This window comes from Frigoribacterium sp. 2355, from assembly GCF_054060695.1.
The window spans coordinates 33,705-47,376 of sequence record NZ_JBSSDL010000010.1 but is presented as its reverse complement, the minus strand read 5'-3'; the positions used below and the strand labels follow the sequence as shown (position 1 = coordinate 47,376).

General features: G+C 72.8%; 16 protein-coding genes and 1 tRNA gene. 8 read left to right on the top strand and 9 right to left on the bottom strand.

The genetic code is table 11. The annotated features are described in order from the left end of the window. Window positions 1-168: 168 nt before the first annotated feature. From ACVJ1F_RS12025 to ACVJ1F_RS12010, 4 genes are all read right to left on the bottom strand, one after another. Entirely contained in the window at window positions 169-372 is a 204-nt protein-coding gene (locus ACVJ1F_RS12025) for a cold-shock protein (RefSeq protein ID WP_054146828.1), read from the bottom strand. 308 nt (window positions 373-680) lie between these two features. After that, a complete protein-coding gene (locus ACVJ1F_RS12020; protein ID WP_123571693.1) occupies window positions 681-1,253 on the bottom strand; it encodes a LytR C-terminal domain-containing protein in 573 nt (190 codons plus the stop codon). 17 nt (window positions 1,254-1,270) lie between these two features. Beyond that, entirely contained in the window at window positions 1,271-1,558 is a 288-nt protein-coding gene (locus ACVJ1F_RS12015; protein ID WP_056043106.1) for a DUF3263 domain-containing protein, read from the bottom strand. Between the two features lie 27 nt (window positions 1,559-1,585). Next, the gene (locus tag ACVJ1F_RS12010) at window positions 1,586-2,668 is read right to left on the bottom strand and encodes a DUF2332 family protein (RefSeq protein WP_456886453.1); all 1,083 of its coding nucleotides are present in this window, start codon (window positions 2,666-2,668) and stop codon (window positions 1,586-1,588) included. Between the two features lie 91 nt (window positions 2,669-2,759). Here ACVJ1F_RS12010 and msrB point away from each other — a divergent pair, with 91 nt between their 5' ends. After that, window positions 2,760-3,161, top strand: coding sequence for a peptide-methionine (R)-S-oxide reductase MsrB (gene msrB, locus ACVJ1F_RS12005; RefSeq protein WP_043593533.1), 402 nt, complete (start codon window positions 2,760-2,762; stop codon window positions 3,159-3,161). Beyond that, complete coding sequence (locus ACVJ1F_RS12000; RefSeq protein WP_159827598.1) at window positions 3,161-3,706, top strand: nitroreductase family protein; 546 nt, start codon at window positions 3,161-3,163, stop codon at window positions 3,704-3,706. The genes msrB and ACVJ1F_RS12000 overlap by 1 nt, the downstream gene beginning before the upstream one ends. A 46-nt stretch (window positions 3,707-3,752) precedes the next feature. On the opposite strand, the gene ACVJ1F_RS11995 is transcribed toward ACVJ1F_RS12000, so the two are convergent. Next, on the bottom strand, window positions 3,753-3,935 hold the full coding sequence (locus tag ACVJ1F_RS11995) for a hypothetical protein (RefSeq protein ID WP_055974590.1): 183 nt from the start codon (window positions 3,933-3,935) through the stop codon (window positions 3,753-3,755). Between the two features lie 145 nt (window positions 3,936-4,080). Between ACVJ1F_RS11995 and ACVJ1F_RS11990 the strand changes: the two genes are divergently transcribed. After that, window positions 4,081-4,153 (top strand) — tRNA-Thr (locus ACVJ1F_RS11990). A gap of 11 nt (window positions 4,154-4,164) precedes the next feature. Here ACVJ1F_RS11990 and ACVJ1F_RS11985 read toward each other — a convergent pair. The 3 genes from ACVJ1F_RS11985 to ACVJ1F_RS11975 are packed head-to-tail and all read right to left on the bottom strand — an operon-like array spanning window position 4,165 to window position 6,751. Continuing rightward, the gene (locus ACVJ1F_RS11985) at window positions 4,165-5,271 is read right to left on the bottom strand and encodes an acyltransferase family protein (protein WP_456886450.1); all 1,107 of its coding nucleotides are present in this window, start codon (window positions 5,269-5,271) and stop codon (window positions 4,165-4,167) included. Window positions 5,272-5,320: 49 nt separating this feature from the next. Beyond that, complete coding sequence (locus ACVJ1F_RS11980) at window positions 5,321-6,196, bottom strand: serine aminopeptidase domain-containing protein (RefSeq protein WP_456886448.1); 876 nt, start codon at window positions 6,194-6,196, stop codon at window positions 5,321-5,323. A 57-nt stretch (window positions 6,197-6,253) separates the two neighbouring features. Continuing rightward, window positions 6,254-6,751 (bottom strand): MarR family winged helix-turn-helix transcriptional regulator, encoded by a 498-nt coding sequence (locus ACVJ1F_RS11975; protein WP_456886446.1) that lies wholly within the window; start codon window positions 6,749-6,751, stop codon window positions 6,254-6,256. 226 nt (window positions 6,752-6,977) lie between these two features. Between ACVJ1F_RS11975 and ACVJ1F_RS11970 the strand changes: the two genes are divergently transcribed. Continuing rightward, complete coding sequence (locus tag ACVJ1F_RS11970; RefSeq protein ID WP_456886444.1) at window positions 6,978-7,931, top strand: FUSC family protein; 954 nt, start codon at window positions 6,978-6,980, stop codon at window positions 7,929-7,931. 31 nt (window positions 7,932-7,962) lie between these two features. On the opposite strand, the gene ACVJ1F_RS11965 is transcribed toward ACVJ1F_RS11970, so the two are convergent. Next, window positions 7,963-8,208 carry a hypothetical protein gene (locus ACVJ1F_RS11965; RefSeq protein ID WP_056043121.1) on the bottom strand — a complete coding sequence of 82 codons (246 nt, stop codon included), beginning with the start codon at window positions 8,206-8,208 and terminating at the stop codon, window positions 7,963-7,965. 64 nt (window positions 8,209-8,272) lie between these two features. Between ACVJ1F_RS11965 and ACVJ1F_RS11960 the strand changes: the two genes are divergently transcribed. The 4 genes from ACVJ1F_RS11960 to ACVJ1F_RS11945 all read left to right on the top strand — a co-directional run bounded on the left by ACVJ1F_RS11960 (window position 8,273) and on the right by ACVJ1F_RS11945 (window position 13,514). After that, a complete protein-coding gene (locus ACVJ1F_RS11960; protein ID WP_056043124.1) occupies window positions 8,273-8,554 on the top strand; it encodes a hypothetical protein in 282 nt (93 codons plus the stop codon). 183 nt (window positions 8,555-8,737) lie between these two features. Next, window positions 8,738-9,760, top strand: coding sequence for a 3-oxoacyl-ACP synthase III (locus ACVJ1F_RS11955; protein WP_056043127.1), 1,023 nt, complete (start codon window positions 8,738-8,740; stop codon window positions 9,758-9,760). After that, a complete protein-coding gene (locus ACVJ1F_RS11950; RefSeq protein ID WP_456886441.1) occupies window positions 9,757-12,534 on the top strand; it encodes an alpha/beta fold hydrolase in 2,778 nt (925 codons plus the stop codon). Before ACVJ1F_RS11955 ends, ACVJ1F_RS11950 begins: the two co-directional genes overlap by 4 nt. Next, the gene (locus ACVJ1F_RS11945; protein ID WP_456886439.1) at window positions 12,531-13,514 is read left to right on the top strand and encodes an NAD-dependent epimerase/dehydratase family protein; all 984 of its coding nucleotides are present in this window, start codon (window positions 12,531-12,533) and stop codon (window positions 13,512-13,514) included. The genes ACVJ1F_RS11950 and ACVJ1F_RS11945 overlap by 4 nt, the downstream gene beginning before the upstream one ends. Window positions 13,515-13,672 lie beyond the last annotated feature (158 nt).

Sequence of the window (13,672 nt, the reverse complement as noted above, 5' to 3'; positions counted from 1 at the left end):
AGCAGAAGCATTGGCACTCACGTGTCGCGAGTGCCAGCAACGATTCTGGCACTCGCCCGATGAGAGTGCAAGTGACGTGACGGGGCCCGGACGCACGAGCACGCCGCCACGGTGGACCGTGACGGCGTGCGACGTGGGAGTGGGCGCGGCGAGGCGCTCCGGCGGGCCTCAGGCGAGCCGGACGGACTCCGCCTGCGGCCCCTTGTCGCCCGTGCCGACCTCGAACACGACGGCCTGGCCCTCTTCGAGCACCTTGTACCCGCTCATGTCGATGGCCGAGTAGTGCACGAAGACGTCCTGGCCGTCACCCTCGACGGTGATGAAGCCGTAGCCCTTCTCCGCGTTGAACCATTTCACGGTCCCGTTTGCCATGGTGTCGCTCCCCTTTTGCTGTGGTGGTACGGCGCGTGCGGTGCTGCAGGGCCGGGTCGTCGACGCAGCGACCTGCGAACCCGGACGGGACAGCGTCACTCGTGCAGAACACCAGGTCGGCGAGCCGTGAGGGGCGACCAATTCCAGATGGTAACCACGGGAAAAGCGGAAAAGCGCGCCCCGACCCAGAAACACCCGCAGAAAACGAGGATTTCACCGGTTATTAAACGTGGGCGTAACACGGGAGGTGCGGTGAGGGCCCGACGGGACCCGCGCCTCCTCGGATCGATGCCGCGGGAGCGGCGCCTTCAGGCGCTGTAGTCGGCCCCGAGGACGACGGTGACCGCTGCCCCGGGGAACGCCTCGGTGAGCTCGACGTCCGAGATGCCGAGCTGCTGGGCGAGCCCGAGCGCCACGGCCTCGTCGACGGCCGCCGAGTAGTAGACGGTCGACGTCGCGACGCGCTCGCTGGCGTTGCCCTGGGTGCCGACGACCCAGCCGGCGGTCTCGAGCCGCTCGGAGGCCGAACCCGCGAGCCCGGCCGTGGCGGTGCCGTTCAGGACGGTGATGGTCGTCACCGAGGGGTCGACCTGTGAGGGGTCGGTGAGGGGGGTGACCGACGGCGTGGCCGTCGGGGTCGGCGTGTCGCTCTCGGGAGCCCCGGCCTCGGCGGTGCTCGACGACGAGGGGTTGACGAACTGGAAGCTGTTGTTCGCGACGCCGAGGTAGACCACGCCGGCACCGACCAGGACGCCGACGGCCAGCGCGGCCCAGGCGAAGGCGATCCAGCCGCTGCCGGGGCGCTTCTCGGCCCGGTGGGCTCCGACCCGGTCGAGGTCGGCGGGGACGTCGTCGAACCGGTCTCGGTCGAATTTCGGCATGCGTGGTCTCTCGTGGGTCAGCGGGTCGGACCGAACGAACGGGTCGATCGGGCGTCGCGGCGGGCGACTCGCAGGCGCTGCAGGCGGCCGACGAGCATGGGTGCGTAGGCCAGTGCAGCGGGTCGGTCTATGAGCGAGTTGAGCAGTTGCTGGTAGCGGACGATCCCGAGGCCGAACTCGCGACGGACGGCGGCCTCCCGGGCACCGGCGGCGGCCGGGGCGTGCTGCTCGAAGTCCAGGACGGCACGGTCGAGCTCGGACAACGCGCTCGAGCGCACGTCGTCACCTGTCGCCTTCTCGTCCATCGTCGAGGCCCTCCCCTGGGTTCCGGGTCATCCTATGGGCGGCGCCCCGACCGATCGCGGAGGCCGGGGGCGTGGTCCGACAACCCGTCCACCCGCTCGGGGAACCGCCGGGTGTCGCGAGCTCCCGACCCGCGGTAAGGCAGTGAGGTGCAGCCGCGTGCCGTGGGCGTCCCCCACGCCCAGCACCCGGCCGTCGAGGGCGAGGGCCGCGAACGCGTCGTCGGGAGACACCCCCGTCGGCACCTCGGCGACCACGTCGCTCAGCAGGTCTCGTCGTTCGTACGAGATCCACCGCGCGCCCAGCCGGCCGACCTCGTCGACGAAGGCCTGACGTCGGCGACCCGGCAGGTAGACGAGCGTGCCCGTCGAGACGACGACGAGCGTGACGCCCGTCGGGGCCTCGGCCGCGAGCGGGGCGAGACCGTCGACGGCGTCCGCCGCCACGAGACGAGGAGGCGCGGTGCGGGCGAGCGCGACGGCCCGCCCCAGCAGGTCCCGCCGATCGGCGCGCTCGGGGGGCAGCAGCGTCGCGAGCCAGGCGACCTGGTCGGGGTCGCGGACGTCGACCGGGTCGAGGTCGATCCCCGCCCGCCAGACGATCTCGGGAAGCGGGGCCGTCGGCAGCTCCGCCTCGGACCGGGCCGCGCCCTCGACGACGACGTCGATCCCGAGCTGCACCGTGCTCGACGGATCGCCCCAGCTCCGGTCACCCGAGCGGTAGCCGTAGCGGTCGACACCGAGGCAGAGCCCGGCCGAGGCGCCGACCTCGATCAGGGCGATCGGGCCCGGCACGCGGGCCAGCGCGATCGACAGCGGCGCGCAGCGGCGCACGTCGTTGGTCTGGGTGAGCCGTCGGCCGAGTTCGGCCACGACGTCGTCGGAGCGGGCGAGCAGCCAGGGCCGCAGCACCGACCAGGGGCCGTGCGGCGCACCCAGCCACCGGCAGACCGCGAGGACGAGGACGGGCTGGCGCCGCGCCTCCTCGGCTCGATCGACGACGGCGAGCGCCGCCGGATCACCCGCGACGCCCTGCGCGAGTTCTGCCTGCGACGGCGACCCCTCGCGGTCGAAGGCGAGGGCCGCGGCCAGGAAGCGGTCGGAGGTGCGCACGAACAGGAGTCTGACAGCCCGGTGGGGGCCGGGGAATCGTGCACCGGTCGACCGTGTTGAATGAGGAGTCCCGACAAGCAAGGAGATCATCGTGGCGTACAAGATCGAGAAGACCGACGAGCAGTGGCGCGAAGAGCTCGACGCCGAGCAGTACTCCGTCCTGCGGGAGGCCGCCACCGAGCGCCCGTGGACGGGTGAGCTGCTCGACGAGAGCCGTGCCGGCGTCTACGCCTGTGCGGCGTGCAGCGCCGAACTGTTCAAGAGCGGCACCAAGTTCGACAGTGGCTGCGGCTGGCCCAGCTTCTACGAGTCGGTGAACCCGGACGCGGTCCAGCTGATCGAGGACAACTCGCTCGGCATGACCCGCACCGAGGTCCGGTGCGCGAACTGCGGTTCGCACCTCGGCCACGTGTTCCCCGACGGTTTCGGCACGCCGACCGGCGACCGTTACTGCATGAACAGCATCTCGCTCGACTTCAAGGCCGCCGAGTAGTGAGCGCCGTCGCCGACGCCGCCCGGCGTCGTCGGTCGCGGTCGAAGGTCACCGACGTCGCGCCGACGCACGAGCAGTTGCTCGACGCGGTGCGGTCGGCGGCGACGGTGGCGGACCACTCCGAGCTGAGGCCCTGGCGCCTGATCGAGTTCCGCGGGGACGACCGGCTCGTCGTGGGTCGGTCTCTGGCCGACGCGGGTGGGGCCGAGGGCCACGCCCGCGACAAGCTCACGCAGAAGGCGCTGCGGGCGCCGCTGATCGTCGCGGTGGTCGTCTCGCCCCGCGACAGCCGCAAGGTGCCCTACTGGGAGCAGGAATCGGTCGCCTCGGGCGTCGCGCACCTGCTGTCCCTCGTGCTCGACGACGAGGGCTGGGGCGTGTTCTGGCGCACGGGCGTCCTGACCCGGGCTCCCGAGGTGGCGGCTGCACACGGCCTGCGTGAGGGCGAGCAGTTGCTGGGCTGGCTCTACGTGGGCGGACGCGACGGTGACGACGCCAAGCCTCGCAAGCTGCTCGACCCCGAGCAGTTCGTCAGCACGCCGTAGCGGGTCGACCGCCCTCGGCGGCACCCGGTCGCGGGTGCCGCGCCGGTCACCAGGTCTTGTGGCTGTTGCCGATCACCGTGATGGGCAGCCAGAACGACCCGGTCATCAGGACGATGCCCCCGAAGAAGACGAAGGCGTTGGGCTCGCCCGAGCCGAACGAGTAGGCGAACAGGGCGAAGCTGACGAAGAGCATGGCGAGCGAACCGAGCGCGGTCAAGATCGTGGACAAGGGGGCTCCTCAGGTCGGTGCGTCCGGCGGGCGCGGTGCGCTGCCTCTACTTCACCACTTCTCGGCCTCGGAACGCCAATCCTGCACCGACCGCATGCACCACGCCGGGTGAGGAGGCGCGGGCTGGGTAAGATGGGCGAGCCTCGCCGGCCTGGCGCAATTGGTAGCGCATCCGACTTGTAATCGGAAGGTTACGGGTTCGAGTCCCGTGGCCGGCTCTGAGGGGACGTCAGTCGACGATGTCGCTGCTGACGAGCGTCTTCGGGCTCGAACTCGCCCGTCGTCGCCCGCGGGCGGGCACCGTCGACTCGAACCTCGTCTTGAGCTTCAGGGCCGGCGCCTCGATCAGGTGCCAGGACGCGACCGAGAGGGCCGCGGTCACGGCGACGACGATCACCAGGTTCACGGTGAGGCTCCGCACTCCGATCGTCGCGAAGACCATCTGCTGGACCGGGAACGCGTAGATGTACATCCCGTACGAGAAGTCACCGAAACGGGACGCCCGACGGATGATCGGCGAGGACGCGAGCCCGACGGCCAGCACGGCGTAGGGCAGGACGACCCACATCACGACGTGGCCGAGAGACGGTCGGACCGCTTCGACGACGGTGAGGGCGAACAGGCCGAGCAGTGCGGCGTCGAGCCGGAAGAGGTGACGCTCGAGGAGGAGCGCACAGAGCATGCCTCCGGCGAAGAAGACCCACGGCTCGGCCGCCGTCACGAGCAGGTAGAAGCCGAAGACGTTCTGGGCGGGCGTCGCGAAGAAGACGGCGGCGACGCAGGCGAGGCCGAAGACGACCACCACCGGGACGCGGGCCCGACGGGGGACCACCATCATCAACGGGACGAACAGGTAGCAGGAGAACTCGATGGGGAGCGTCCAGAGCGAACCGTTCACCACGTTCGGGTACGGGACGGTCGTGAACACGCCCGACAGACCGAAGACGGGTTGCAGGAAGAGGTTCCGGAGGTACAGCCACGTGTTCGGATCGGTGAAGTAGGCGTGCAGGTCGATGACTGTGAAGACGGGCCCGAGGACGAAGACCGAGAGCAGCACGGCGACGATCAGCGCCGGGAAGATGCGGAGCGACCGCGCGGCCAGGTAGCTCTTCCACTGCGGTCGTCGCAGCCAGCTCTTGGTGATCAGGTAGCCGCTGATGATGAAGAAGACGAAGACGCCGAGGGTGTGGATCGGCACGTCGAAGATGACCGGCGGGGCGACGGGTTTGCCCGAGAGCACGTACGAGTGCCCGAGGACGACCATCAGCGCACCGCCCAGGCGGATGGCGTCGAGGTTGTTCCGCCGGCGGGCCAGCTCGGTCGACGCGTCACTCACAGGACGAGCATAGTCATCGCCGAGGAGACCTCATGGACCGGTCCTCCGTTCAGCGATGTGCGTCGAAGAACGCGGTGACGGAGGCACCGTCGAAGTTCGACGCGTCGCCGTGCTCGCCCACCGTGGACGTGAAGACGCCCGACACCCGCTCGGTGCAGGACCGACCGTTCGCCTCGGCGTCGACGATGGTGTCGTCGGGAGACGCCCAGGTGGCCACCGGCACGTCCGGCCACGAGAGGGGCGAGAACCGAGCAGGCGGGTCGGTGCCGTGGACCGAGCGGATCTGCGCCCGGAGGCCGGGTTCCGAGATGGTCGACAGGTCGCAGACCGGATAGATCGCGACCCAGGCCGCCACGTCGGCGCGTCCGGCGACCTGTGCCGCCGCGACCGCACCCATGGACTCGGCGACCAGGAAGATCCGTGCACCCGGCGACGAGCGCTGAAGATCGCCGACGAGGTCGAGGTAGTCCCGCACGCTCGGCCCGTCACCCCACGAGTTGCCGCCCGCGTCTCGGGCCGCGACCGTGTAGCCGTCCGCCACCAACTCGTCGACCAGCCCGCTCGTCTCGGGATCGTCGACGATCGTCGACGCGGTCTGGCCGGCACCGTGGAAGTACACGACCACGTCGCCGCGGGGGCGCTGGGGTCTGACGACGACCGTGCCGTCCGACGTCTCGACCGTCGAGCCCGCGACCGCGCCCGGGCCGACGGTGGGCTGCCCGGCGGACGGGGAGTTCGAGGGAACGGGTGTGACCGACGGAACCGAGGCCTGTGGCGGCACGGGTCCCCCGGCGGCCAACCCGAGGGCGACCAGCGCCGCGGAGCCCCACAGCCCGGCCGTCATCACGGCGAACCTGCGCCATCGGGTCTTCTCGTCGCGGCGGCCCACGCCCGTGGAGCTCTGCCGGGTCGTCGTCGGTCGCACGTCAGGAGCGTATCCAGGGTCGACCGACCATCCGCCGAGAGCTCCGGCCCCCCGAGGTCACCCCTCGAGGGCGACGAGCAGGTGACGCAGGCCGTCCGCGACAGCTGGGCGCGCCTCCTCGGGCAGGGCGGCGAGCACGGCCCGCTCGTCCGCGAGCTGGACCTCGAGCACGCGGTCGATCAGACGGCGCCCGGCCGCGGTCGGCGCGACGAAGTAGCCACGGTGGTCGGCGGGGTTCGCCGAGCGGTCGACGAGGCCCGCCCCGAGCAGCCCCTTGACGCGCTTCGTCACGGCCGGCGGTGAGAGCAGGGTCTCGTCCGCCAACTGCGTCGGACTCATCGGTCCGCCGCGGCGCGTCAGGGCGGCGAGCAGGTCGAAGTCCGCGCGCCCCAGGCCGAACTGGGCCAGCAGGTCGTCGCTGCGACGCTGCACGATGCGGGCGAGCCGGTTCACTCGGCCGACGACCGGGATCGCCGAGACGTCGAGGTCGGGCCGGAGTTCGCGCCATCGGTCGTGGACGTCGTCCATCACGTCTCGGAGCCCGGGATCGGTCATGCCCTTGAGCCTAGCGATGCTTCACGAGTAAAGTAATGAACGGATCATTCACCCGTGAAGCAGTTCGACGACGAGCGCCCACGCCGCGCCGACCAGAGGACCGCCCATCACGACCACGACCTCCCCCCACCGCCTGCTGCCGCACCCTCGCGACCTGGTCCGCTTCGGCCCGCACGACGGCGCCCACCGACCGGCAGCCCGCGTCGCCGCGTCCGTCCTGGCACCGATGGTCGTGCTGGCCCTGATCGGCCACGTGGAGTGGACGCCCTACGCGGTGTTCGGGGCCTTCGCCTCGGCTTTCGGCCGGGGGCTGCCCCGCTTCCAGCGGCTCGAGATGCAGCTCGAGGCCGGGCTCGTCCTCGTCGCCTGCGTGGTGCTGGGCACCGCGCTGGCCGCCTCGGCGGCCCCGGTCTGGCTGCTCGTCGTCACGATCGGCGTCGTGGCCGGCATCACCTCGGCCCTCTCCGACCTGCGCCGCTGGAGCCCGCCCGGGCCGCTCTTCTTCGTCTTCGGCCTGGGCGTCACCGCGTTCGTGCCCGCGACCGGGTCGACCGTCGCCGTCGCGGCCGTGGTCGCCCCGGCGAGCCTCGCCCTCGCCCTGCTCGCGTCGCTCGCGGGCGTGCTGCTGCCCGCCGGTCGTCGCGCGCTCGCGACCGTCGACGGACGCCGATGGAGGCGCGGGCCCCGTCCCCTGGACGGCCGGCGGACGGTCGTCCACGCCGCCGTCTGCCTGGTCGCGTCGATCGCGGCCGGGCTGATCAGCCTCGGTCTCGGCGTGCAGAGCCCGTACTGGGCCATGGTGTCGGCCGTGGTACCCGTCGCGGGGACCGCGACGGCGGGCCAGCTCGTGCGGGCCGGGCACCGCCTCCTCGGCACCCTCGTCGGGGTGGGCCTCGCCGCTCTGCTGCTGGCGTGGCACCCCGGGGTCACGGCCCTGATCGTCGCCTTCGGCGTGCTCCAGTTCGCGACCGAGCTGCTGATCGTCCGCAACTACGGGCTCGCGCTGGTCACCATCACGCCCATGGCGCTCGGCATGCGGGCACTCGGCGGCGCACCCGTCGACGTGGGAGCCCTCGTGGCGGCCCGGACGGCCGACACCGCCATCGGGGTGGGCGTGGTGGTCGTCGTGCTGCTCGCGACGCACCGGCTGCGGAGGCCCCGGCCGGAGGCGTCCGTCTGACCCGAGGGGCCGGGTGGCCCCGGCCGAGCGGTCAGGCCTGGCGCGCCCTCGCCCGGCGGCCGTCCTTGCTCCACCAGATCAGGTCGGCCACGCCCTGCGCGACGAGCAGCACGGCGACGATAAGGATGATGACGGTGATCGCCTGGACCGGCACCCCCGAGGCGATGTTGAGCACCTGCACGACGAGGCCGAACAAGCCGATCAGCACCTCGAACACGGCGGGCACAACGGCACCCGTCTTCGTCAGGGTGAACCAGGGTCGCCGCAGGTCGCTCATGCACCCGAGGGTACAAGGTGCGCGGGCTACGATCGCCGGGACCCCGATCCGCCGAGGAGGCACCGTGCGACGACGCGACGTCCACGTCGATCCCGACGTGCCGAACTGGCTGCTCACCAAACGCGGCGGCCTCGCCCTGCCGCTCGTCACGTCGTTCTGCGCGCTCGTCGTGATCGCGAGCATCGTCGCCGCCCTGACGGTCGGCGGCGGCCACGTCACCGTCGTCACCGTCGTCGTCGTCGCCGCCGGCCTGGGTGCCGTCACCTGGGCGGTGGCCGACCTCGTCTGGTGGACGCGCGACGACCGCCGCCGCATCGTCCGGCTGCCCCGCGACCCCGGGGCCTGACGCCGGAACCCCCGGTCACATGCCGTTCAGGGCATGGACGTGCCCCGTCAACCTGGCAACCACCCAGCGTGCGCCGCCGTAAACTGACTGATGCACCGAACCGGTGCCCACGACGTTCGGCTCCGCTCGCGACCCCGCGCGCGCGTGCAGCCCCACCCCGCCACAACTCGACAGGGAGTTCCGTTGAACGGAAACGCTACGACCCGGCACAGCAACGTCGCGTTGCTGTCGGTCACCAGCACCATGGCCGACCGGGTCACCACCTCCGAGAGCATCGACGAGAAGCTCGGCCCCGTACTCAAGCGCCTCAAGCTGCCCACGGGCCTGCTGCAGCGCGTCGCCGGCGTGTACGAGCGCCGCAACTGGAGCACCGAGCAGAGCTTCGACGCGGCGGCCATCGACGCCGGCAAGCGTGCGTTGGCCGAGGCCGGCATCCGCCCCGACCAGGTCGGCCTGCTGATCAACACGTCGGTCACGCGCCCCCACCTCGAGCCCTCGGTCGCCGTGCGCCTGCACCACGGCCTCGGCCTGCCCTCGTCGGCCACGAACTTCGACATCGCCAACGCCTGCCTCGGCTTCGTCAACGGCATGACCCTCGCCGCCCAGCTGATCGACGCGGGTCAGATCGACTACGCCGTCATCATCGACGGCGAGGACGCCGACGACGTCCAGGTCAACACGATCGACCGCCTCCTCACCAAGGGCTACGGCCGCGACGACTTCATGAGCGAGTTCGCCAGCCTCACCCTGGGCTCCGGGGCCGCCGCCGCCGTCATCGGCCGCGCCGACCTCCACCCCGAGGGCCACCGCATCGTCGGCGGCGTCACCCGCGCCGCCACCGAGAACTACGACCTCTGCGTCGGCAGCGTCGACGGCATGTTCACCGACGCCAAGGCCCTGCTCAAGCGCGGCATGGAACTCGTCGTCTCGGCCTGGAAAGAGGCCAAGCGCGACTGGAACTGGCAGCGCATGGACCGCTACATCATGCACCAGGTCAGCGACGTGCACACGGGTGCCTTCGTCAAGGCCGCCGGCATCGACAAGAAGCTCGTCCCGCTCACCTACCCGACCCTCGGCAACGTGGGCCCGGCGTCGATCCCGATCACGCTGGTCGAAGAGAGCAAGACCCTCAGCAAGGGCGACCGCGTCCTGTTGATGGGCGTCGGCTCGGGCATCAACACCGCGATGATGGAGCTCGCCTGGTGAGTCGGCTCCCGCGGTCCGCCTCCGCCACGGCGCCGGCGTCACGTCCCCCCGCGGGTCTCGACGGGCTCGACCCGTCGTGGTCGCGTCTCGTCGACGTGCCGTACGGGCTCGGCGCACACCGCGCCTCCCGCACCTGGCACGTCCTCGACAACGCCGAGGCGCTGGCCGAGGTCGGCGCCGAACCGGTCGGCACCATCCTCTGCGTGCACGGCAACCCGACCTGGTCGTACCTCTGGCGCCGCCTCGTCGCCCGCACGGTCGAGACGGCCGTCGCCGGGGGGCCCGCGTGGCGCGTCGTCGCGGTCGACCAGCTCGACATGGGCTTCTCCGAGCGCACGGGCTCGCCGCAGACGCTGGCCCGCCGCGTCGCCGACCTGGGCGACCTCACCGACGCCCTCGAGGTCACCGGGCCCGTCGTCACCCTCGGCCACGACTGGGGCGGCGTCGTTTCGATGGGCTGGGCGGTCGACCACCCCGACCAGCTGGCCGGGCTCATGCTGCTCAACACCGCGATCCACCAGCCCGAGGGCGAGAAGATCCCCGCTCCCCTGCGCCTCACCCTCGCCCGCGGCGTGCTGGGCCGGGCGACCGTCGGCACCACCGGGTTCCTCGACGTGACCCTCGGCCTCGCCCACCCGCCGCTCTCGCCCGAGGTGAAGGCCGGCTTCCGCGCTCCGTACCGCCAGGCCGACCGCCGCGGCGGCATCGGTGGCTTCGTGGCCGACATCCCGGTCGACGACGGGCACGTCAGCAGCCCCGAGCTCGACCGCATCGCCGAGGGCCTGCGCGCACTCACCGTCCCGGCCCTGATGCTCTGGGGCCCGCGCGATCCGATCTTCTCCGACCGGTACCTCGACGACCTGGTCGGCCGCCTGCCGCACGCCGACGTGCACCGCTTCGAGGGTGCGGGCCACCTCGTCGCCGAGGACGTCGACTACGCCGGAGCCGTGCTCACCTGGCTGGGCGACCGGCTGCCCGGCGGGACGGCCGCCGTCGACGCCCCGGCCCGAGCCGCCACCGAGGCCCGAGTCGCCGCCCCGGTCGGAACCGAGGAGGCGCGGGTCGCCTCCCCGCAGGACCGCCCCCTCTGGTCGTACCTTGACTCCCTGGCCGACAGCCCGGCCACCGCGCTCGTCGAGATGGCACCCGCGGGTGCCGACGGCCCGCGTTCGATCAGCTGGAGCCTGCTCGCCCGTCGCGTCCACGAGATCGCGCTCGGTCTGCGGAAGCACGGCGTGCGCCCCGGCGACCGCGTCTCGCTGCTCGTCCAGCCCGGTGCCGACCTGACCGCGGTGCTCTACGCCTGCGTCCGCCTCGGTGCCGTCGTGGTCGTGGCCGACGCCGGTCTCGGCGTGCGCGGCCTGACCCGCGCCGTCCGCGGCGCGTGGCCCGACCACGTGATCGGCCAGCTCCCGGGACTCACGGCGGCCACCGCCCTCGGTTGGCCGGGCCGCAAGATCTCGACGACGAGGTTGTCGCCGGTCGCCGCCCGGGCACTCGGCGTCGAGGCCTCGCTGCCCGAGATCGCCGCCCTCGGCCGCCGCGCCCGCGGTGCCCTCGCCGAGCTGCCCGACGCCCCCACGGCCGACGCCGAGGCCGCCATCCTGTTCACCTCGGGCTCGACCGGACCCGCGAAGGGCGTCGTCTACCGGCACGGCCAGCTGACGGCCCTGCGCGACGCCCTGGCCGAGCAGTACGACGTCGGTCCGGGCACGGGCCTGGTGGCCGGCTTCGCCCCGTTCGCCCTGCTGGGCCCCGCCCTCGGGGCGACGAGCGTCACCCCCGACATGGACGTCACGAGGCCGCGCACCCTCACCGCCCGGGCCGTCGCGGCCGCCACGGCGGCGGTGGACGCCACCGTGGTGTTCCTCTCCCCTGCCGCGCTCACCAACGTCGTCGCGACGTCGGACGACCTCGACGACGCGGACCACCGCGCGCTGGCCGGCGTCGAGACCTTCCTGTCGGCGGGCGCGCCCGTCTCCGAGGCGCTGCTGGCGGCGGCCGGCGACCTCATGCCGAACGCGACGCCCCACACGCCCTACGGCATGACCGAGGGCCTGCTGATGACCGACGTCACGCTCGAGGGCGTGCGCTCCGCGGCCGCCGACCGCGAGGCAGCCGTCGCCGCGGGTGCGCCCGACGCCGGCGGGGTCTGCGTCGGGCTGCCCGGCGCGACCACGACGGTGCGGATCGCTCCCCTCGACGACGGGGGCCGCGCCTCCTCGGCGTTCACCGACGCCCCCGGCGTCACGGGCGAGATCGTCGTCTCGGCGCCCCACGTCGAGGACCACTACGACCGCCTCTGGCTGACGCACCGCCTCAGCCGCCTGGGCTCGACCGCCGAGACCCGCTGGCACCGCACCGGCGACGTCGGGCACCTCGACGCGCAGGGTCGACTCTGGGTCGAGGGCCGCCTGCCCCACGTGATCACGACGTCGACGGGCGTGCTGACGCCGGTGGCGTCCGAACAGGCCGTGGAGGCGCGGGCCGCCATCGCGCGCGCCGCCGTCGTCGGCGTCGGTCCGGCCGGCACCCAGCAGGTCGTCGTCGTGGCCGAGACCGTCCCCCCGGCTCGTCGCCCGGGGCTGGCGTCCGCGGCCCTGGCGGCTTCGGTCCGCTCGGCCGTCCGGTCGGCGTCGGGTCGACCCGTGGCCGCGGTGCTCGTCGTGCCGCAGCTGCCGACCGACGTGCGGCACAACAGCAAGATCGACCGCACGGGCCTGGCCGCGTGGGCGACGTCCGTGCTGTCCGGCGGCCGGATGCGTCGCCCGTGAGGGTGCTGGTCACCGGCGCGAGCGGCCTGCTCGGCGGTGCCGTCGCCCGCGCCGTCACCGACGCCGGACACGAGGTCACGACCTTCCAGCGTCGGCCCTCGGGCGTGCCCGGTGGCCGCGACGTGCTCGGGTCGATGACGAACCCCCGGGCCGTCGCCACCGCCGTCCGCGACCAGGACGCCGTCGTCCACCTCGCGGCCAAGGTGTCGCTCACCGGTGAACCGGCCGAGTTCGAGGCCGTCAACGTCGGGGGCACGCGCTCCCTGGTCGAGGCGATGCGCGCCTCCTCGGTGCCCCGGCTGGTCTTCGTCTCGTCGCCGTCCGTGGCTCACGCCGGATCGTCGATCGTCGGTGACGACGCCCTGCCCGCCTCGCCCGGACACGCTCGAGGCGACTACGCCCGCACCAAGGCCGCGGCCGAGCGGGTCGCCCTCGGGGCCGCCGACGCCGACCTGCGAGTGGTGGCCGTCCGCCCCCACCTCGTCTGGGGACCGGGCGACACGCAGCTCGTCGAGCGCATCGTCGACCGTGCGCGCTCCGGCCGCCTGCCGCTGCTCGACCACGGCGCCGCCCTGATCGACTCCACCTACGTGGACAACGCGGCGTCCGGCATCGCCGCCGCGCTCGAACGCGTCGACGAGGTCAGCGGCGAGTCGTACGTGATCAGCAACGGCGAGCCCCGCACCGTCGCCGACCTGATGGCCGGCATCTGCGCGGCCGCCGGCGTGCCCGCGCCTCGTCTGCGGGTGCCGGCCGGGATCGCCCGTGCCGCGGGGTCGTTGGTCGAGCGCGTCTGGGCCGTGCGGCCGGGCACCGACGAACCACCCATGACGAGGTTCCTCGCCGAGCAGCTGTCCACGGCGCACTGGTTCGACCAGCGGCGCACCCAGCGCGACCTGCGGTGGACACCGGCCGTGAGCGTCGACGAGGGCCTGAGTCGTCTCGCCGCCTGGTACGCCGCCGGGCAGCCCGCCGTCTGAGGCCCGCCGCCCGGCCACACTCGGGTCGGCGGGTTCCCGTCGTGCCCGGCGGGTCGGCGATGACCCGCCCGGGGTGACGGGAGCCCGCCGACTCCCCCGGGCGGAGGGAACCAGGGCGAGGCGGCGTCCCCCGTTCTCTGTGTGAGGGCACACGTCGC